Source organism: Streptomyces sp. NPDC038707, from assembly GCF_040636485.1.
Lineage (GTDB): Bacteria > Actinomycetota > Actinomycetes > Streptomycetales > Streptomycetaceae > Streptomyces.
The window spans coordinates 40,866-61,440 of the sequence record NZ_JBEZUP010000005.1 but is presented as its reverse complement, the minus strand read 5'-3'; the positions used below and the strand labels follow the sequence as shown (position 1 = coordinate 61,440).

General features: G+C 75.4%; 13 protein-coding genes. 7 read left to right on the top strand and 6 right to left on the bottom strand.

The window, feature by feature from the left end; all coding sequences use genetic code 11:
- Positions 1-56: 56 nt before the first annotated feature.
- A complete protein-coding gene (locus AB0E62_RS09090) occupies positions 57-821 on the bottom strand; it encodes a hypothetical protein (protein WP_362190253.1) in 765 nt (254 codons plus the stop codon).
- A 169-nt stretch (positions 822-990) separates the two neighbouring features.
- Positions 991-2,664 carry a PucR family transcriptional regulator ligand-binding domain-containing protein gene (locus tag AB0E62_RS09085; protein WP_362190251.1) on the bottom strand — a complete coding sequence of 558 codons (1,674 nt, stop codon included), beginning with the start codon at positions 2,662-2,664 and terminating at the stop codon, positions 991-993.
- Between the two features lie 1,220 nt (positions 2,665-3,884).
- Here AB0E62_RS09085 and AB0E62_RS09080 point away from each other — a divergent pair.
- Both AB0E62_RS09080 and AB0E62_RS09075 read left to right on the top strand, forming a co-directional pair.
- Positions 3,885-5,342, top strand: a complete 1,458-nt coding sequence (locus AB0E62_RS09080) for an NCS2 family permease (protein ID WP_362190249.1) — start codon at positions 3,885-3,887, stop codon at positions 5,340-5,342.
- Between the two features lie 38 nt (positions 5,343-5,380).
- Positions 5,381-6,532, top strand: coding sequence for an XdhC/CoxI family protein (locus AB0E62_RS09075; RefSeq protein ID WP_362190247.1), 1,152 nt, complete (start codon positions 5,381-5,383; stop codon positions 6,530-6,532).
- A gap of 381 nt (positions 6,533-6,913) precedes the next feature.
- Here AB0E62_RS09075 and AB0E62_RS09070 read toward each other — a convergent pair whose 3' ends face one another.
- A complete protein-coding gene (locus AB0E62_RS09070) occupies positions 6,914-7,351 on the bottom strand; it encodes an SRPBCC family protein (protein WP_362190245.1) in 438 nt (145 codons plus the stop codon).
- A gap of 55 nt (positions 7,352-7,406) precedes the next feature.
- On the bottom strand, positions 7,407-8,174 hold the full coding sequence (locus AB0E62_RS09065) for a polysaccharide deacetylase family protein (RefSeq protein ID WP_362190756.1): 768 nt from the start codon (positions 8,172-8,174) through the stop codon (positions 7,407-7,409).
- Positions 8,175-8,342: 168 nt separating this feature from the next.
- Here AB0E62_RS09065 and AB0E62_RS09060 point away from each other — a divergent pair, with 168 nt between their 5' ends.
- From AB0E62_RS09060 to AB0E62_RS09040, 5 genes are all read left to right on the top strand, one after another.
- Positions 8,343-10,037 carry a serine protease gene (locus tag AB0E62_RS09060; RefSeq protein WP_362190243.1) on the top strand — a complete coding sequence of 565 codons (1,695 nt, stop codon included), beginning with the start codon at positions 8,343-8,345 and terminating at the stop codon, positions 10,035-10,037.
- Positions 10,034-12,304: a tetratricopeptide repeat protein gene (locus AB0E62_RS09055; protein ID WP_362190241.1), complete on the top strand. Its 2,271-nt coding sequence runs from the start codon at positions 10,034-10,036 to the stop codon at positions 12,302-12,304. The genes AB0E62_RS09060 and AB0E62_RS09055 overlap by 4 nt, the downstream gene beginning before the upstream one ends.
- 29 nt (positions 12,305-12,333) lie before the next feature.
- Positions 12,334-14,157 (top strand): VWA domain-containing protein, encoded by a 1,824-nt coding sequence (locus AB0E62_RS09050; RefSeq protein WP_362190239.1) that lies wholly within the window; start codon positions 12,334-12,336, stop codon positions 14,155-14,157.
- A 233-nt stretch (positions 14,158-14,390) separates the two neighbouring features.
- Positions 14,391-15,320, top strand: a complete 930-nt coding sequence (locus tag AB0E62_RS09045) for a hypothetical protein (RefSeq protein ID WP_362190237.1) — start codon at positions 14,391-14,393, stop codon at positions 15,318-15,320.
- A complete protein-coding gene (locus tag AB0E62_RS09040) occupies positions 15,317-16,630 on the top strand; it encodes an ABC transporter substrate-binding protein (protein WP_362190235.1) in 1,314 nt (437 codons plus the stop codon). The genes AB0E62_RS09045 and AB0E62_RS09040 overlap by 4 nt, the downstream gene beginning before the upstream one ends.
- A gap of 107 nt (positions 16,631-16,737) precedes the next feature.
- Here the strand turns inward: AB0E62_RS09040 and AB0E62_RS09035 are convergent, their stop codons facing one another.
- Entirely contained in the window at positions 16,738-17,529 is a 792-nt protein-coding gene (locus AB0E62_RS09035; protein ID WP_362190233.1) for a serine protease, read from the bottom strand.
- A gap of 212 nt (positions 17,530-17,741) precedes the next feature.
- Entirely contained in the window at positions 17,742-20,561 is a 2,820-nt protein-coding gene (locus tag AB0E62_RS09030) for an AAA family ATPase (protein WP_362190231.1), read from the bottom strand.
- Between the last annotated feature and the right edge of the window lie 14 nt (positions 20,562-20,575).

Below are 20,575 nucleotides of genomic sequence, written 5' to 3'. Positions count from 1 at the left end.
CGGCGCCGTCGAGCCGTGTGAGCAAGCCCCCGCACCCGGTGTCGTACAGGATCCCCCTAAGCCGTGGCCACCCCTGGTGCGGGCGGCGCCAGTTGGCGGGCCAGCCACGTCGGGACACCCCCCAGGAGCCGGAACAGGCGCCGGGCCTCCTCGCGCAGCCGGGACGCCTCCGGTTCGTCCTCCGTGTCGGCCAGGGACACCAGCGCCGGCGCCGTGCCCACCAGATAGCCCAGCTCCTCCCGGATCCGCAGGGACTCCGCGAAGCCGTGCCGCGCGTCGGCCACCTCCCCGTCCCGCAGGGCCAGTCCGGCCAGATGGCGCCAGGTGAACGACAGCAGCAGGGAATCGGCGTGCGCCCCCGCCGCCGCGTGCGCCCGGCGGTACGCGGCGCGAGCCGCCTGCGGGGAGCGGGCCAGGTTCTCGGCGACCAGCCCGCGCCGGAAGTCCAGCAGCGCCCGCCCCGGCGCCCCCGGAGGGAGCAGCGCCGCCGCCCGGCCCAGCGCGGCCCGCGCCTCGTCCGCGCGGTCCCGGACGCCGTGCAGCGTGGCCGTGTACGCGAGTTGGCCGCGCTCGCAGGCGGCGGCCCCGCGCTCCTCGTCGGTGTGCGCCAGCGCCTCCGCCGTGCGCAGCGCGTCCTCCGCCTCCGCCCAGCCCCGCTCGGTGTACAGGCACCGTTCCACCAGCAGCGCGGCCCGCTGGAGGGCCGGGGCGGCCCGGTCGGCCGGCAACAGGGCCGCCGCGTCGGCCCAGCAGGCCCGGCTGCGCAGCCGCCATACCGCGTTCTGGAGAGGATCGTCATCGGTCGTTCCGTTACCAGACATGGCGGTATGCGCCACGTTGCCCTCCCCATGCACGCCATCGAGCTGTTGAGTGGTGGCCGCATTCCAGCACCAATCGCGGGGCCCGGCCAAGAGGATGGGTGAAAAATTTCACAAAGTAGGGGGACCGCGGACGTGCCCGGATCCGGCCGCCGCGCGCCCCGCGCCGCCCTCAGCTCATGCGCAGGGCGAGGAAGAAGTCCAGCTTGTCCTCCAGCCGGGACAGGTCCCGTCCCGTCAACTGCTCGATCCGCCCGACCCGGTAGCGCAGCGTGTTGACGTGCAGGTGGAGCCGGGTGGCACAGCGGGTCCAGGAGCCGTCGCAGTCCAGGAACGCCTCCAGGGTCGGGATCAGCTCGGCCCGGTGCCGGCGGTCGTAGTCCTTCAGCGGGTCCAGCAGCCGTGCGGTGAAGGCGCGCCGGACGTCGTCCGGGACGAAGGGGAGCAGCAGCACATGACTGGCCAGTTCCTGGTGGCCGGCCGCGCAGACCCGGCCGGTGCGGGCGGCAGCGACCCGGCGGGCGTGCCGGGCCTCCTCCAGCGCGCCGCGCAGGCCCTCCGCGGAGTGCACGGCGGCGCTCACGCCGAGGGTGAGCCGGCCGTCGTCGTCCAGGCCCGCCGACAGCGGCTCGCGCACGGCCTGGAGCAGCGACTCGGCGAGCAGCCCGGCCTCGGAGCCGTCGTGCTCGGCGGCCACCGCGGGCAGCGGCACCAGGGCGATCGCCTCGTCCCCGGTGTGCGCGACGGCGATCCGGTCCAGGGGCTCGGGGCCGGTCGCCTGCGGGTCGACCAGCACCTCCTCCAACAGCGCCTGGGCGACCGGCCCGCCGTCGACCTGCCCGCCCTCCCACTCCACGCGGGCCACCACGACCTGCCAGTGCGGGGCCGCGCCGAGCCCGGGCAGCAGCACCGGCGCCGCCACCCGGAGCCGGGCGGCTATCTCGGCGGGCGCGGCGCCGGTCTGCACCAGCTCCAGCACCTCCTGGGCGAGCCGGCGCCGGACCGTGCGGGCCGCGTCCCGGCGGTCGCGTTCGACGGCGATCAGCTGGGTGACGCCCTGGAGCAGGTCCAGCCGCTCCCCGGGCCAGTCGCCCGCGTCCGCCTCGACGGCCAGCAGCCAGTCCGACAGCACCGTTTCGCGCACGTCGCGGGCGGCCTGCGGGGAGCGGCCGGAGGAGCGGACCGGGAACAGGGAGTAGGTGGTGCCGTGCAGCTGGACCCGGTGCGGGCCGCGGCGGCCGGTGCGGGTGGCCGCCAGGTGCTCGGCGGCCAGCCGGGTACAGGTCTCGGCGGGCAGCGCCGGGCCCGCCACCTTGGAGCCGGCGATCAGCCGGCCGGTGGGGGAGAGCACCCAGGCGCGCAGGTCCAGGTCGGAGCCGAGCAGGTCCAGGACCACGTCGGGGCCGCCGCCCGCCGGGCCGGAGGTCATCATCCGGCGGTGCCGGTCCACCACCGCGGCCAGGTCTCCGGCGCGCTCGCCGGAGACCTGCCGGACCACGTGCTCGGTGATCGTGGCGAACGCCACCGACTCGTGCACCGCGAACAGCGGCAGCCGGTGCCGGGCGCAGGCCACCACCAGGTCCTCCGGCACGTCGCCCAGCTCCGCCTCGCCGGCCGCGAGGGCCGCCACCCCGGCCTGCGCCAGGATGCGTACGAAGGGCTCGGAGTCGGCGGCGTCCCGGCGCCAGGCCAGGCCCGTCAGCACCAGCTCGCCACCGGAGAGGTAGCGGCTGGGGTCGCGCAGGTCGGTGGTCATGACCCCGCGTACCGCGCGGTCCAGCTCGTCCTCGCCGCCGAGCAGCCGCAGGCCCAGCGCATCGGTGTCCAGCAGTGCGCGCAGCCGCATCTCGTCGCCGCCGTTCTTTGTCTCGAAACCTACGATGGATCTTGGGAGGGGGCCGTGGGCCGTCCCCGGGGCACCGGGATCCGGACGCCCGGGGAGGCGTGGTGCGGTTCTCCGCGCTGTTTCCCGCGTTTCCCCAGGAAATCGGAGAGGTTACCGATGGCCTCCGTTCATACGAATCTACAAGATGCCCGCCCTGGCCAGCCAACTCCTTCATGGTTTCGGTGACTGACCGGGCCGGAGCGCCGAGCGGTCTACTGAGTCCACTCCGCGTGAACAGCACATGAACGAGCCGCGCCCGCCACGCACGGATTGGCTCAATCCGACCACGAGACGAAGAAGAGAGCCGGTCATGGACTTCCTTCGCCCCGCCAGCAGGGAGGAGGCGCTCGCCGCGACGGCCGGGCACACCGCCGCCGTGCCGATCGCGGGCGGCACCGGTGCCATGGCCGGGACCGGCTTCGACCGCCGCCGGCCCGGACCTCCGCCCGGTCCGCACCGGGCCGGTGACCCCGGCGCGGGCACGCGGAGTCTCCGTGCCGAGCCGTCCGGCCCGGCGCCCGCCCCGCACCCGGTCGCCTCCCCGCGGATCCGCGGCCGCGGCGCCGCCGGCGGCCTCGGCACGGTCCGGCCGGGAGCCGGCGCCCGCCCCGTCCCGCACGCCGACGGCCCGGAGGCCGAGAGGGCGACGGCGGCCCGCGGGACCCGGAGGTGGCGGGCTGGCGCGGCCCGCGGGACCCGGAAACTCCTGGCAGGCCCGGGCCGTACGGGCGTCGGGCGCGACGCGCTCCGGCCCGGCGGGCCGGCCCCCACGATCCTCGGCGCGCCGCCCGTCCCGGCCGGCGCGCTCCCACCCGCAGACCGGCTCGCCCTGTACGGGCCGCGTGGAGCCGGCGGGGCCACGGCCCCGTCGTCCGCCTCCGCCGGCCCCGCGGCGGTCCGGGACGCCACGGCGCCCGGGCCCGGCCGTACGCCGGCCCGGCCCGGACACCCGGCGGGAAGAACCGGGTAATCCGCCCCACAGCTCTCCGGGCGGCGCAGGGAACGTCACACACTCCGCCGCGCCGCCCGGAGGAACCCCTTTGAGTTCCGCTCCGCTCGCGGTCCTTGAAGTACCTGGAAATTCGTTCGTCTCGGGCCGTCCCCCGGGTCGTCCATTCCCCAAATCCCGCGTCCGTGAGGACGGTTCGCGGGTGCCCCTTTGAACCTTGGGAGATGGCACCATGACCCACCAGTCAGTGGAGCCCAGGACCGCCGCCGAGGACGCAGGCGAAGGCAGCCGCGTCCCCGCGGGACGGTCCTGGCTCGACCGGTACTTCCACATATCCAGAAGAGGATCCACGGTCGCGCGCGAGGTGCGCGGCGGCATCACCACCTTCATGGCGATGGCGTACATCCTCCTGCTCAACCCGCTCATCCTGTCCGGCAAGGACGCGGCGGGGGACACGCTGGCCCAGAAGGCGGTGATCACCGCGACCGCGTTCGCGGCGGCCTTCACCACGCTGCTGATGGGCTTCGTCGGCAAGGTGCCGCTGGCCCTGGCCGCCGGCCTGTCCGTCTCCGGCGTGCTGTCCACCCAGGTCGCGCCCGAGATGACCTGGCCGCAGGCCATGGGCATGTGCGTGATGTACGGCGTGGTCATCATGCTGCTCGTCGTCACCGGCCTGCGTGAAATGATCATGAACGCGATCCCGCTCGCGCTCAAGCACGGCATCACGATGGGCATCGGTCTGTTCATCGCGTTCATCGGTTTCTACAAGGCCGGCTTCGTCCACCAGGGCAAGGGCGGCCCCGTCACCCTCGGCCCCGCCGGAGAACTGACCGGCTGGCCGGTCCTGCTGTTCGCCGGCACGCTCCTGGTGATCTTCATGCTCCAGGCCCGGAACTTCCCCGGCGCCATCCTCATCGGCATCGTCAGCGGAACCGTCGTCGCCCTGATCCTGAACACCGCCGGTGTCATCGACCCCGAGCAGTGGGCCAACGGCACGCCCGAACTGCACGGCAGCGCGGTCTCCATGCCCGACTTCTCGCTCTTCGGCGACGTCGAGTTCGGCGGCTGGGGCGAGGTCGGCGCGATGACCGTCGGAATGATCGTCTTCACCCTGGTGCTGGCCGGCTTCTTCGACGCGATGGCCACCATCATCGGCGTCGGCACCGAGGCCGACCTCGCCGACGACAAGGGCCGGATGCCGGGCCTGTCCAAGGCCCTGTTCATCGACGGTGCCGGCGGTGCCATCGGCGGTGTGGCGGGCGGCTCCGGCCAGACCGTGTTCGTGGAGTCGGCCACCGGTGTCGGCGAGGGCGCCCGCACCGGGCTCGCCTCGGTCGTCACCGGACTGTTCTTCGCGGCCTGCCTGTTCTTCACCCCGGTCACCGCGATCGTGCCGCAGGAGGTCGCCTCCGCCGCCCTGGTCGTCATCGGCGCCATGATGATGATGAACGCCCGCCACGTGGACTGGGCCGACCGCGCCACCGCGATCCCGGTCTTCCTGACCGTCGTCCTGATGCCGTTCACGTACACCATCACCACCGGTGTCGCCGCGGGCGTCATCTCCTACGTCGCCATCAAGACGGCCCAGGGCAAGGCGCGCGAGATCGGGGCCTTCATGTGGGGTTTGACGGTGGTGTTCCTGGTCTACTTCGCCCTCAACCCCATCGAGGGCTGGCTGGGAGTCCACTAGCCCGCCCTCGGAGCCCCCACACCCCGGGAGACCGACAGATGCTGGACATCGCCGAGGAACTCCACCGGTGGGCCGAGCAGGGCCGTCGCTTCGCCGTCGCCACCGTGGTGGCCGTCGGCGGCAGCGCCCCCCGCCCGCCCGGCGCCGCCCTCGCGGTGGACGCCGACGGCACGGCGGTCGGCTCGGTCTCCGGCGGGTGCGTGGAGGGCGCCGTGTACGAGCTGTGCCGGCAGGTGCTCCAGGACGGGCAGACCGTCCTGGAGCGCTTCGGGTACAGCGACGAGGACGCCTTCGCCGTCGGCCTGACCTGCGGCGGCGTCATCGACGTCCTCGTCGCACCGGTCCGGGCGGACGGTCCCGCCCGGACGGTGCTCGCGACCGCGCTGGCCGCCGCCGCCCAAGGGGAGGCGGCGGCGGTCGCGCGGATCGCCGAGGGCCCGGCCCCGCTGCGCGGCCGGGCCCTGCTCGTCCGCCCCGACGGCTCCTTCGACGGCGGCCTCGGGGGCCACCCCGGGCTGGACCGCACGGTCGCCGCCGAGGCCCGGGCCTTCCTGGCCGCGGGGCGTACCGGAACCGTGGAGATCGGAGCGCAGGGCTCGCGCTGCGGCGCCCCGCTCACCGTCCTGGTCGAGACCTCGGTCCCGCCGCCCCGGATGATCGTTTTCGGCGCGATCGACTTCGCGTCCGCGCTGGTCCGCCTCGGCAGGTTCCTCGGCTACCGGGTCACCGTGTGCGACGCCCGCCCGGTGTTCGCGACCAGGGCCCGCTTCCCGGAGGCCGACGAGATCGCCGTCGAGTGGCCGCACACGTACCTGGAGCGCACCGGGACCGACGCCCGTACCGTGCTGTGCGTCCTCACCCACGACCCCCGGTTCGACGTACCCCTGCTGAAGCTCGCGCTCCGGCTGCCGGTCGCCTACGTCGGCGCCATGGGCTCGCGCCGCACCCACCTGGACCGCGTCGAGCGCCTGCGCGCCGTCGGCGTCACCGAGGCGGAGCTGTCCCGGCTGCGCTCCCCGATCGGCCTGGACCTCGGTGCCCGTACGCCCGAGGAGACGGCGCTGTCCATCGCGGCGGAGATCGTCGCCACCCGCCACGGCGGCAGCGGCACGGCCCTGACCGGCGCGCACACCCCGATCCACCATGACACCCCGGCCGGCCCGGGGCGATCTGTCGGTTCGGTGGCCTGAGGAGGGGTCGTGGTGTCCGCCGTCCGCCGGTGCTTTCGGTGGGCGGTGCGTGTCCGGCTGTTGTGTCGGCCGAGGTGTCGGGGGTGTGGTGGGGGTCCGGTTCGTCGCGGGGGGCGGCGGTGGAGCGTGGGTCGGGGCAGCGGGAGGGGCCTGACCGGCGCGTACGCCCGGATTCACCATGACGCCCCGGCCGGCCCGGCGTGATTCGTCGGGTCGGCCGCCTGAGCGGGGGCCTGGAGGAGGGGGCGTGGTGTCCGCGGGCCGTTGGTGCTGCCGAGGCGGCCACGAGCGCGGGTCGGGGCGCGGCGGTCCGCGCGCCGGGCGAGCGTGTCTCCGGGCGGGGCGGCCCCCTTCGAGCGGGCGGTGCTCCTCGCCGTCCGCTCAGGGCCGTCCGAGCAACCGGTCCGCCGCCCGGCCGAACATCCGGCGGGCCGCTCGCTCCAGTACGCCGTCGAAGACCCGCGGCAGGAAACGGACCCGCAGGTCCTCGCGCCACACCGTCCGGCTGCCGCCCGGGGCGGGGCGGACCTCGATCTCCGCCCAGCCGAGGATCACCCGGCCCCGCTTCTCCAGCCGGCAGACCCCGGCCTCCTCGCCGGCCGGCGGCTGCCAGACCGTGATCTCCATGACGTCGTCCACGGTGAACGGGCCGAGCCGGGACCGGGCCACGAAGCGGGTGCCCGCGCGGGTCGGGGCGGGCGTGAGCACTCTGATCCGGGTCAGCGGGACGGCGTCGGCGTGGCGCGGCCACTCGGTGAGCCGGCGCCAGGCCTCATGGGGCGGGAGGGGCACCGTGCGCGTGAGGGAGAAGGGGGGCACGGCACGATCGTAGGCACGCCGGGGCCGCCGTGCCGTCGGGCACCCGCCGAGGGGGCTACGGGCGGTACACCTTGCCGGGTTCCGCCTTGCCGGGGGCCAGCAACTGGGGGACGGTCACGAAGACGTAGCCGCGCTTCTTCAGCGCGTCGATGATGCCGGGCACGGCCGGCACGGTCCCCGGGTAGATGTCGTGCAGCAGGATGATCCCGTCCCGGGACGCCTGGTCCAGGACGCGCTGGGTGATGAGTGCCGAGTCGTTGGTCGTGTAGTCCTTGGCGGTCACGCTCCACAGCACCTCCGCCAGGCCCAGCTCCTTGCAGATCTCGTGCACGTTGGCGTCGGTGCGGCCCTGCGGCGGGCGCATCAGGGTCGGCTTGTGCCCGGTGAGCTTCTCGATCGCCTCGTTGGGCCGGTTCAGCTCCTCACGTATCTCCTTGTCGGATATCTTGGTGAGGATCTTGTGGTCCCAGGTGTGGCTGGCGACCTCGTGGCCCTCCGCCGCCATCCGCTTGACCAGCTCCGGGTACTTCTCGATGTGCCGCTTGCCGAGCAGGAAGAAGGTCGCCGGGACCTTCTTCTCCTTGAGGATGTCCAGCAGCCGCGCCGAGTTCTCGCTGGGCCCGGCGTCGAAGGTGAGCGCAATGCACTTGGCCTTGCGGCAGTCGACGCTGCCGAACGCGGCCGGCGCGCCGTGCGCCGCCTCGCCGCGGACGGTGCTCGGGGAGGTCGTGTCCACCTGGGCGCAGCCGGCCAGGGAGAGGGTCAGGCCGGCCGCGGCCAGAGCGAGGGCCCCGCGGCGCAACCCGCGGCCCGTTCCGCGCATCTTCCCGGGCGCGTGCTGCGGCATGGCGATCGTGTCGGTCAAGAGAGGCATGCCGGGACTATACACTGCGTGTATAGTGCACGCGTTCGAGCCCCTTGGGTGATACCGGGCGAAGACCCCGTGCACACCAGTAGTACCGACCGGGTACTCCGAGTAACCTCAAGGACCATGACGCGCACGGGGGAGCGAGTCGGCACGGCACGGTTACGGACACCCGCCTGGATCGCGCGCATCGAGACGCCGGACGGGCGGGTCCTCGGTGCGGGGGTGCTCCTCGCCCCCGAACGCGTCCTCACCGCCGGCCACGTCGTCCGGCCCGGCCGCCCCTACACCGTCCGCCTGGTCGGCGTACCCGGCCTGGGCCCCGTCACCGCCACCGTCCGCCCCGACGAGCACGTGCCCCAGCGCGAGGACACCTTCGGCGACCGCAGCGGCGACCTCGCCCTGCTGCGCCTGAGCCCGCCGCTGCCCGCCGAACACACCACCCGGCTCTACCGCCTCGCCGCCCCGCACGGACCCGTCAGCATGTACGGCTTCCCGGACGGCGACGACGGCGGACGCTGGCACGGCGCCACCCTGGTCGCCGCCCGCGGCCGCGACAGCCAGGTCCAGCTGCGCCCCCTCACCCCCGGCGAACTGGCCGCCCCCGGCTTCAGCGGCGGCGGAGTCGTCGACCACGCCACCGACCAGGTCATCGGCATCGTCCTCAGCGTCGACGAGGGACCGGGCTCCGCCTTCAGCTACATGAGCCCCACCGAGACCATCCTCAGCCATCTGCCCCAGGTCGCCGCCTGGTCCGACGGCGCCGAGGCCGTCGACCCCCGGCTGCGCACCGGCACCGGCCCCGCCGCCGGCCGGCTCGACGTGTCCTTCGCCACCGAACTCGCCACCTGGTTCCGCGGCGAGGGCTGGCCGGTGCTCGTCACCGTCGTCCCCGCCGGCGGCGACCGCGCCTTCACCCTCCAGCGCGCCGTCACCCTCGCCGACCGCGAACTGCGGACCCACCGCAACACCAGCGCCGTCAGCCACGACCCGCCCGAGACCGTGCCGCCCGCCGGCGCCCACGACCTCGCCCTGGACGTCGAGGAACTCACCACCGCCCAGGTCATGGACCGGATCGCCGAACGCCTCGGCATCCGCGACGACCCCCGCCCCGAACGGCTCGGCACCCTGCGCCTGCCGCTCGCCGCCGTACTGGCCGGGGTGGACGAGGCGGCCGAACCCGACGCGCTGCTCGCCCTGCTGGACCGGCTCGCCCGGCAGGGCGCCCGGCTGCTGCTGGCCTTCCGCACCCCCGGCGAACGCGCCGCCCGCGCCGCCGAACTGCTCGTCCACCGGCCGCTGCGCGAACGCTGGGCCCGGCTGCGCACCGAACTCGACCGCATCACCGAGGACCTCGGCCCGGCCCTCGAAACCCGTCGGGACCGCGTCCTGCCCGGCCCCGGCACCCGCCCGCTGCTCGACCGCGCCGAGGCCGGCGTACGGCGCACCCGGATGCTGCGCGCCTGGGTCGCCCACACCCCCGACCCGGAGCGCGACCCCACCGCCACCGCCCTGCTGCTCACCTTCGAGGACGCCGTCGCCCGCCGCCGGCGGCGCCTGGAGAACGCCATCGGCCTGCTGGACGCCCGGCTGCGCCGCCGCGCCGAACTCCTCGGCCGCGTCGGCGCCGAATGGCCGCTGTGCCGGCAGCGGGCCGCCGCGCACGGCGACCGGGTCATGGCGGCGTACCGGCTCTACGAGGAGGCGCTGTCGCTGCTGCGGCAGACACCCTGCGACATCGAGCGGGCCGAGACCGCCGTCGAGCGGTTCGTCGGCTTCTGCTCCACCACCACCGCACCGGAGGAGGAGGGCGCGTCGTGACCTCGTGCGTACGGCCCGGCTGCGCGGGCCGCATCATGGCCACCGGCTACTGCGACAGCTGCGGCCACCGGCACGCCGAACCCCGCACCGAACGGAACCCCGGGCCCCGGGCCGGCGAACGGCCCCCGGCCCGGGCCGCCGCCGAGGAGCCGCCCGCACCGGCGGCCGTGCACGCCGTCGCCGGACTCGGCGAACTCGACCAGCACGGACTGGTCGTCCTGCCCGAGGTCCCCGCCCCCGACGACGTCCTCCTCACGGACCCCCGCCCGCCCACCGGCGGCCGCCGCTGCGGCGCCGGCGGCTGCACCATGACCATCGGCGTCGGCTACGGCGGCCAGCCCGGCCGCGCCACCGGACGGTGCCCCCGCTGCGGCACGCCCTACTCGCTGCTGCCCCAGCTCACCCCCGGCGACATCGTCGCCGGCCACTACGAGGTGCTCGGCTGCCTCGCCCACGGCGGCCTCGGCTGGATCTACCTCGCCGCGGACACCCGCGCCGACGGCCACCGCGTCGTCCTCAAGGGCCAGATCAACGCCCACGACGTCCTCGCCCGCCACACCGCCGTGGAGGAACGCCGCTCCCTCACCGCCCTGCACCACCCCGACATCGTCCGCATCATCACCTACGCCGAGCACCAGAGCGCCGGGCACCCCGCCACCGGCTACCTCGTCATGGACTACATCGGCGGACGCTCCCTGCAACAGCTCATGGACGCCGACGACGTCGAACGGATCTTCCACGGCCGCCCCCGCCTCGACCACGTCCTCACCTACGGCTGCAAGATCCTCGGCGCCCTCCAGTACATGCACGAACGCGGCCTGCTCTACTGCGACATGAAGCCCGCCAACGTCATCCACTTCGGCCGGGCCGTCAAGGTCGTCGACCTCGGCGCCGTACGCGCCCTCGGCGACCGCGCCTCCGCCTACGTCTACACCCCCGGCTACGCCCCGCCCAAGGAGGAGATCGACCGCCGCGGCTGGCACGTCGACAGCGACCTCTACACCGTCGGCATGACCCTCCAGGCCCTGGCCCGCGGCACCGAACCCGCCCGCGGCCTCGCCTCCGACTCCTTCCGCCGCGTCATCGCCCGCGCCACCCACGCCGAACCCGGCGCCCGGTTCCGCTCCGCCGCCGAGATGTCCCGCCAGCTCTGGGAGGTGCTGCGCGAGTTCCGCGCGCTGCGGTTCGGCGAGCAACTGCCGGAGAGCTCCACCCTGTTCCGCCCGTCCGGCGCCGGCCTCGACGCCGGCCTCGGCTCGATCCCCGCCCTCGGCCACTGGACCCGCCGCACCGGCGACCGGCCCGCCGCCCTGGACGTCTCCCCGCCCCACCCCGCCGAGGTGGCCGGCGCGCTGCCCGAACCGGTCCCCGACCCCGACGACGGCGCCGCCCTGCTGCTCGACACCTTCCCGCCCGACGCCCCCGACCGGGTCGCCCGCCAGTGGCCCCGCGAATCCCGCCTCGGCACCCCCGAGACCGCGCTGTGGCTGTGCCGCGCCTACCTCAGGAAGGGCGAGCAGCGGGCCGCCGAGAGCTGGCTCGCCGAGGCCGAGACCCAGCTCGGTGAACGCGCCGCCGCCCACGACTGGCGCATCGCCTGGCACCACGGCGTACTGCACCTCAGCAAGGGCGAGGTCGACCTGGCCGGCACCCGCTTCGACGCCGTCTACCAGGCGCTGCCCGGCGAGTACGTGCCCAAGCTCGCGCTCGGCTACTGCGCCGAACACACCGCCGGCCCCCGCCGGGCCCGCGCCATGCGGTACTACGAGGCCGTCTGGAAGCGGGACTTCGCGCACACCGCCGCCGCGTTCGGTCTGGCCCGCGGCCACCTCGCGGCCGGCGACCGGGACGCCGCCGTGCACGTCCTGGACGAGGTGCCCACCACCTCCCGCCACCACGACGCCGCCCGCATCGCCGCCGTCCGCATCCGCGCCGGCATCCTGGGCGCCACCCCGCCCACCCCGGCCGGCCTGCGCGACGCCGCCCGGCGACTGCCCGAACTGCGCCTGGACGGCGGCGCGGGGGACGGCGAGTCCCGCGCCCGGCTGGTCGCCGAGGTCCGCGAGAACGCCCTCCACGCCCGCCCCGCCCAGGGCTGGGGACCGGGCTTCCCCGCCGGGGACCTCCTGGGCGACGGGGACGAGGACGGGCTGCGCACCCGGCTCGAGCAGTCCTTCCGGCAGCTCGCCGCGCAGGCCCGCACCGCCGGGGAACACGGCCGGCTGCTCGACCTGGCCCACGCCGTCCGGCCCATGACCACCTTCTGACCCGCCCACCAGCTCCGGGAGAGACAGCGATGACCGTGGCCGAGGAGACCGAGGTGACGCTGGAGGTCGGCCAGCGGACGGAACTGCCCGCCCTGCCCGACCCGGCCGGGCACCCCGAACGCGAGATGCACGCCATCCTGGAGATCGGGGTCCGCGGCCCGGCCGGCGCGTCGCACACCACCCCCGCGCCCGGCACCGGTCCCGCCCTCGCCGAGGTGCTGATCGTGGACACCTCCCGCTCGATGCTCCACCCGCCGGCGAAACTCCACGCGGCCAAGGACGCCACCGCCGCCGCCGTCCGGATGCTGCCCTTCGGCACCGCCTTCGCCGTCCTCTCCGGACGGTTCGACGCCACCGTGGTGCACCCCGGCCCCGGCCGCCAGGTGCTCGCCGTCGCCCGGCCCGGCGAACGGGAGGCCGCCGAACGCGCGGTCCGCCTCCTGGACGCGGACGGCGGCACCGCCATCGGCGCCTGGCTCGACCTCGCCCGGCGGCTGCTCAGGGACCAGCCCGCGCCCGTCAAACACGTGCTGCTGCTCACCGACGGCCGCAACGAGCACGACCACCGCTCACGCCGGCCGCTGGAGACCGTGCTCGACGCGTGCGCGGGCCAGTTCGTCTGCGACGCCTGGGGCATCGGCGACGACTGGGACGCCGAACTCCTGCTGGCCATCACCCGGCGGCTGCACGGCCGCGCCCGGGCCGTCCGCCGGGAGGCCCAGCTCACCGCGGCCTACGAGGAACTGATCGCCGGCCTGCTCGGCACGGCGGTGCCCGAACTGCGCATCCGGATCACCCCCACCACCCCCGGCACGGTGATCCGCCAGGTCAAGCAGGTGGTGCCCAACGAGCAGGAGCTGCAGCCCGTCCCGGTGGGCCCCGGCGGTCGCGCCGCGGAGTACGTCACCCGGGCCTGGGGCGACGAGGTACGGCACTTCCAGGTCGTCCTGACCGCCGACCCCACCGGCCGGGAGAGCGGCGAGGAACTCCAACTGGCCGCCGTGGAGGTCGTCGTGCCCGGCGTCCGGCGCCCACTGCGGCTGCCGCCGCCCCGGCCCGTCCTCGTGCGCTGGACCGACGATCCGCTCGACGCCTCCCGGCAGCACCCCGGGGTCCGCCGGCACGAGCTGTACCAGCGGGCGAGCGCCGCCGTCGCCCGGGCGTACCGGGCCTGGCTGCGCGGCGCGGACGCCCGGGAGGAGGCGGACCGGGAACTGGCCCGCGCCCTCGCCCTGGCCGCCGAGCTGGGCGACGCCCAACTGCTCGGCGCCCTCCGCCTCATCGAGTCCGCCCCCGGCGGCGGCCGCATCCGCCCCGGCCTGAAGGACGTCGACTGGCAGCACCTCATCCTCTCCAGCGCCCTGACGACCCCGCCGGAACCGCCTTCAGGGGCGGACGGCCAGGGACCCGGGGGTTCCGGGGGATCGCCGGGTGCGGGGCACGCGACGGGGGCGCGGGGGCCGGTGCGGAGTGCGGGAGGGCGGCCGGAGGCGGCGGGAGCCGGTGACCCCGGGAGCCGTGACGGCGGCGGGGCGGCCGGGGCCGAGGCGGGTGCCGGCGGCGCGGGCAGGGGTGGTGCGGCGCCGGGCGGTGCGAGCTCCGGCGGGGTGGGGCCGGTGGACGCGAGCCCGGCCGGCCCGAGCCCGGACCACGCGGCTGAGGGTGGCGGGGGCGCGGACCGGGCCCGAACACCCGGATCGCCGGGACCGGATGCCGTACGGGCCACCGGTGCCGCCCTGCCCGTCCGGCCCGACGGGCTCATCGAGTGCCCGGAGTGCCGCTGGCTCGGCCCGGCCGACGCGGTCTACTGCGGCGGCGACTGCGGGCGGCTGCTGAGAGGGGAGTCGGCATGAACCCGGGGAACACGGGGATACCCGGCGCGGGCGCGGGCCGGGGTACGGCTCCGGGAACGGGCGACGGTTCACCCGCCCACCCGCCGTTCCCGCCCAAGCCCCCGCACCCCCGGCAGGCGCCCTCTTCCCAGCGGTTCCCGGCCCCCCGCACCGGCCGCCGTGCGCCCGGCCGATGGCCCGGGGCCCTCGCCCGGCTCATCGCCCGACCGGTCTCGTGGGCCACCGGCGCCGGGATGCGCCCCTCCGACGAGGGAGGCAGCACCACCGCGCGTGACCTGGCCCTCCGTCACCGCCTGCTGCTCGCCCTGTCGGCCCTGCTCACCCTGTCGCTGTTCGTGTCGTACCAGGGCGTGCACGGCGACGCCGATCCGCTGCGCACCTCCACCGCCCCGGCCGTGCTGTCCCTGGACACCGCGCTGTACGCGCTCGGCGAGGCCCAGCGGGACGCCGCCCAGCCGGCCCCGACGAGCGACTTCCAGAAGCAGATCTCGGTCGCCGTGCAGAGCCTCGCCGCCGCCGCGGCCGACGACGACCTCGGCGGGGCCGGGGGACGGCAGGCCCTGCAGACGGTGGCCGGACTGATCACGGTCTACGCCGACAAGGTGCAGCGGTCCCAACTACAGCCGGACGGCAGCGTGTTGCGCGAGGCGTATCTCAGCTACGCCACCGGTGTCCTGACGGAGAAGGGCTCCGGCATACGGGCCCGCCTGAAGACCCTGCAACGGCAGCAGCGCGCCGCCGTGCACCGGCAGACCTCCTTCGGCCCGCTGCTGTGGCTCGGCTGGAGCGTCACCCTGCTGCTCGCCCTGGCCCTGGCCGCGGCGCTGCTGGAGACCCAGCGCTTCCTGCGCCGCCGCTTCCGGCGCCGCTACAACCGACAGCTCATCGCGGCCGGGCTGCTGTCGCTCACCGGTGTCGTCGTCACCGTCCTGTTCACCGTGTGGACGCAAGCGGGGCTGTCCGACACCCGTGCCCTGCTCGACCGGCCGCTCACCGGGCCGCACATCCCCGACGCGGGGCGGCTCACCGCCTCGTACCTGGCCGGCACCGGCCTCCGCGCGGCGGCGGCGGTGTGGATCCTGATAGGAGGCGTTCTGCTGATGGCACTGGCCGAGACGGGCCTGCGGCGGCACATCAACGACTACCGGTTCAGGCCCCGGTGAGCGCGCCCCCCGGCGGCCCGGCGACGGCCGCCCCCGCCCCCCGTCGCCGCCCCTCCCGCCGTCCGGTCCGCGTGGTCACCGTGGTGGCGAGCTGTCTGGCCGTCCTGGCGGCGGCCGCCGTGGCCGGCGTCCGCACCCTCGGGCACGAGCCGGCCGTCACCCTGCTGGCCAACTGGACCGGCGGCGACGAGACCCACTTCCGCGAGGCGGTCATCGAGCCGTTCGAGCGGAAGTACCGCATCCGCGTCGACTACCAGGGCAGCAACGCCGAGAGCCAGGTGCTCGGCGCCGACGTCGAGGCCGGCACACCGCCCGATGTCGTGGTGCTCACCGGGCCGGGCGAACTGGCCGGCTACGCCCGGCAGAAACAGCTCGTACCGCTCGAGAAACTGGTGCGCCGCGAGGACTTCGGCCCCTCCTGGGCCACCCGGCTCACGGACGGGCACGTGTACTGGTTCCCGCTGAAGGCCGACGTGAAGAGCATCGTCTGGTACCCGGCCGACGTCGGCGCACAGGAGCTGCGGAAGGCCGCGGGCCGGCCGGCCGCGTGGTGCGTCGGCATGGGCTCCGGCGCCACGAGCGGCTGGCCCGGCACCGACTGGATCGAGGACATCCTGCTCCAGCGCTACGGCCCCGCCGTCTACGAACAGTGGGTGCGCGGCGATCTGCCCTGGGACTCCCCGCAGGTGAAGGCGGCCTGGACGACCTGGCAGCGCCTGGTCGGCGCCGGCGGCGACCGGGAACTGGTCCGGCGGGCCCTGAAGACGCCGTACCAGTCGGCGTCGCTGCCGGTCGCCCGGCACCCGCGGGACTGCGTGCTGGAGCACCAGGCGTCGTTCATCCGCGGCCGGCCCGCCTGGCAGCAGGCCGACGGCCGCTACGTCTCCTCCGCCGAACTGATCCCCGGGGCGTCCGCGCCGCGCGGCTGGGAGGTCTCCGGGGACCTCGTCGCCCTGCTCCACGACACCCCTCAGGCACGGAAACTGATCCGCTACCTGGCCTCCGTCGACGCCCAACGGGCCTGGAACGAGGGGGAGTCGGGCTTCTCCGTGCACGCCGGTCTGCCGGCCGCCGCCGACCCCGGGTCCGCCTGGCACCGCTCCCTCGCGCTCACCCTGCGCGACCCACAGGCGGTGCACTGCTTCGACGCCTCCGACGCCATGCCGCCCGCGGTGCGCGACGCGTTCGCCGAGGCGGCCATCGAATTCCTCGCCCACCCCGGCCGCTTGGACCGCCTGCTGCGCTCCCTGGACACCCTGGCCGGCACCCCGGGCCTGACCTGGCTGCCGTCGGTGTGCGACGGGACGTAGCCGGGCACGGGGAAGCGGACGCTGGAAAGGGGGCGCTGCGGGCCGCTCGTGGTGGCCCGCAACGCCCCCCGGTACATACCCGAGGGGTACTCGGGAAATCTTCCGGGTTACGCGGTGACCTGCGCGGTCACCAGGTCCGAGAAGGTGGTCAGCCGGGTGTAGACACCCGGGTAACCGGCCTCCGCGCACCCCTCGCCCCAGGAAGTGATCCCTGCCAGGACGCCCCCGATGAGCAGGGGACCGCCGCTGTCGCCCTGGCAGGTGTCCACGCCGCCGGAGGAGTATCCGGCGCACACCATGTCGGACTGGACGAAGTCCGAACCGTAGGAGGAACGGCAGTTCGAGTCGGACACGACGGGCACGGTCGCGGTCCGCAGCTGGTTGGAGGAACTGCCGTTCTCCGAGGTGGTCCCCCAGCCGAGGATCCGCGCCGAGGTACCGGCCGCGTAGACGCTCGTCTGCGAGGAGGTGACGTACTTGGCCGTGGTGTACGGCATCGACGTCGACAAGGTCAGCACGGCCACGTCGTCGCCGTTGGTGGCGTCCGTGTAGCCGGGGTTGATCCAGATCCGGCTGACCCGGCTCACCGTGCCGTTGGTGCCGTTGAGGTAGGTCCGGCCGCCGACCACCCGGACGCTGCCCGTGGTCTCGCCGACCATGCAGTGCGCGGCGGTGACGACCTTCGTGGGCGCCACCAGGGTGCCGCCGCAGAACTGGTTCTGGGACGCGTCCGTGATCTGCATCATGAACGGGTACGCGCTCGTCGTGGTGGTCGTACCGCCGACGATGGGCTGGGGCGCGGCACTCGCCGTGGGGGAGGCGAGCAGCGCGGTCGCCGCGGCGGCGGCGGTGGCCACCAGGGTCGCGGCGGTCTTTCTCACACGTCTGGGCCCGAACATGAGTCTCCTCAGTGGGGGGTGCACCGGTGGGGGGTCGCGCGGGTGTCGGTGGGCGGTGTGCACGGGGAGGTCGCGGGACCGACCCCGTGTGCCCGGGCGAGCGGCACGCCCTTTACGCTAGGACCCGGAACCCACGGCTCCCAATGAGGGAACCCCCTAAGGGGCTGGGTGAGGGAAAACCCTCGGTCCGGCTCAGTTAACTAGGGCCGCGCTCAGCGCGCCCGTCGAGCCGCCGCCAATCGGACGATGTCGACCCGAGACCGGATCCCCAGTTTGCGGTAGACCCGGGTCAGGGTCGCCTCCACCGTCTTCACGCTGATGAACAGCCGGGCCGCGATCTCCCGGTTGGTGGCCCCCTCCACGACCAGCGCGGCGACCTGACGCTCCATCGCGGCCAGCACCTCCAGCACGGCCGGTGCCTCCGGCCGGTCCGGCACCGGGTCCGGCTCCAGGGCCGCGAGCGTGTCCTCCGCCTGGCGCAGCCAGGGCAGCGCCCGGCAGCGCCGGAACATCCGCACGGCCTCGTCGAAGGCCGCCGCCCCGGGGCCCCGGCCGCGCAGCCGGGCCAGCGCGAACGCGGCCCGGGCCTCCTCCAGGCCGTAGCCGAGCTTGCCGAGCCGGTCCTGAGCGGACGTCAGCTGGGCGACGGCGGCCTCCCGGTCGCCCCGGGCGGCGCGCACCAGTGCCTCGGACCGGTCCAGCACGGCGAGCACGCTCTCCCGGCCGAGCCGCAGCGCGTGCTCCCGGCTCACGTCGATGACGTCCTGCGCCTCGGCCACTTCGCCGGTGCGCACCAGCGCCTCGGCCAGATCCCCCTGCCAGCGGCCCCGGGCCGGGTCGGTGATGCCGAGGCCCAGCTCCAGGCTGCGCACCCGGCGCAGCGCACGCACGGTGCCCGCCGGGTCCCCGGCCACCAGCTGGGCGTACCCGAGCGCGCCCAGCGCCCGGGAGAGGTACATCTGGTCGCCGTCCTCCTCGGCGTGCTGCACCGCCTCGCGGGCGAGGGACAGCGCCCGGTCCACATCGCCGCCGGAGGCCTCCGCGAGGGAGGTGAGCATCGCCGAGGCGGTCTCGCCGATGCCCGAGTCCCGGGCCAGCCGCAGGCTGTCGCGGGCCAGGTCCAGGGCGCGCCCGCAGTGTCCGGCGCGCAGCTCGGTCTCGGCGAGGCCGCGCAGGAAGTGCACCTCGCTCTCCACCGAGCCGCGCCGGCGGACCTCGCGCAGCAGCGCGGTGACGGTGGTGCGGGCCTCGGCGAGCTGGTCGCCCATGACCAGCCAGCGGAACCGGGCGCTGCCCGCGCCGTTGTGATGGCAGGCCACCCGGGGATCCTGGGGCTCCCGCAGCGCCCGTTTGATGGTGCGGGGTGCCTCCGGATGGCCCATCAGGGTCTCGGTCTGCGCCTGGAAGGCGAGGGCGAGCAGCTCGGTGCGCCGGTCCTGGCCGCGCGCGGCCAGCTCGGCGGCGTGCGCGGCGGCCTGCCGGGCCTCGGTGAAGTCGCCCTCCACGATCAGCGCCCGCCAGGCCAGCTGGTAGTGGACCAGGGCCAGCAGCCGGGGGTCGTCGCCGGCGTCGGCGAGGGCCTGCGGGAAGACGGCGTCGACCTCGGTCATGGTGTGGCCGGCGGTGTCGATGACGATGATCCAGGCCCGCACCCGGTCGGCGGGCACGCTCGCCCGGGAGAGCACCTCCCGGGCGATGTCCCGGGCCAGGTCGACCTCTCCGGCGGTGATCGCGTCCTCGGCGGCGGCGAGCCGGCGCTCCTGAGGGCCGGGGCTGCCGTCGGCGGGGGTGTGCCGGGCGGCGAGCAGTCCGAGCTGGGCGGCGACCGAGGGCGCCCCGCGGTCCCGGGCGAGGGCGGCGGCCTCGGCGAGCCGGGCGGCGACCTCCGGGTCGGTGCCGGTGGTGGCCAGGGCCAGGTGCCGGGCCCGTTCTATCGGGTCGAAGGCGGCGGTGGACAGCGCCGCGTGCGCCGCCCGCCGCTCGTGCGCGGGCGCCTCCGCGTACAGCGCGGCGGAGATCAGCGGGTGCGCGAACCGTACGGCGGGGGCGTCGGGCCCGGTGGCCAGCAGCCCGAGTTCGGCGGCCTGGGCGCACTCGGCCTCGGCGTTCTCCCGGCCGGCCGCGCGCAGCAGGGCCGGGGTGGGGCGGGCGCCGGCGCTGGCCACCAGCAGGGTGCGGCGGGCCTGGACCGAGAGCATGTCCAGGCGGCTGAGCACCAGGGCGCGCAGTGAGGTCGGCACCGGCAGCGGCTCGCCGGGCCGGGGCGGGGTGGGGCTGTCGGCGAGGGCGCGGCCGAGTTCCAGGGCGAACAGCGGGTTGCCGCCGCTGGTGCGGTGGATCTCGCGGACCGTGGAGCGGGGCAGGCCGCCGTGGCCGCGGAGGTCGAGCAGCTGGGCGACCTGGGCGCGGCTGAGCGGGCCGAGCCGCACGGCGAGGGTGCCCGGCGGGCAGGCGCGCAGGTGACGGTCGTACTCCTGGCTCTCCTGGCCCTCCGTGCGTACCGCGCACAGCAGTTGCACCGGGGTGCCCTCCAGACGCCGGGCGGCGAACCCGAGGAGTTCCGCGCTGGCCGGGTCCAGCCACTGCAGATCGTCGGCGACGACCAGCACCGGGCCGTCGGCGGCGAGCGCGCGCAGCGCGGAGAGCACCGCCAGGCGCAGCGCGAGGCCGTCACGCTGGAGGCTGGACTCGCCGCGGCCGGTGAGCGCCGACTCCAGGGCGGTGCGCTGGGCGGCGGGCAGCCGGGCGGAGACCTCGTCGAGGACCAGGCCGAGCAGATCGGCGAGGGCGAGGAACGGAAGATGCGATTCTGACTCCGTCGCCGAGCACCGCAACACCGTGCGCGCGGTGGGGCCGTATTCCTCGGCCAATGCCCGCAGGACGGTCGATTTCCCTATTCCGGCGGGGCCGTGCAGCAGCACACTGCCCCCGGCGGCGAGTTGCCCGCGGGCGCCGGCGAACAGCTCCTCGCGGCCGATGACCAGGTCGGGGCGGCACCTGGCAGACTCCTGGAAGTCCCGTCGCACGGTCACCGCTCCCCTCCTGT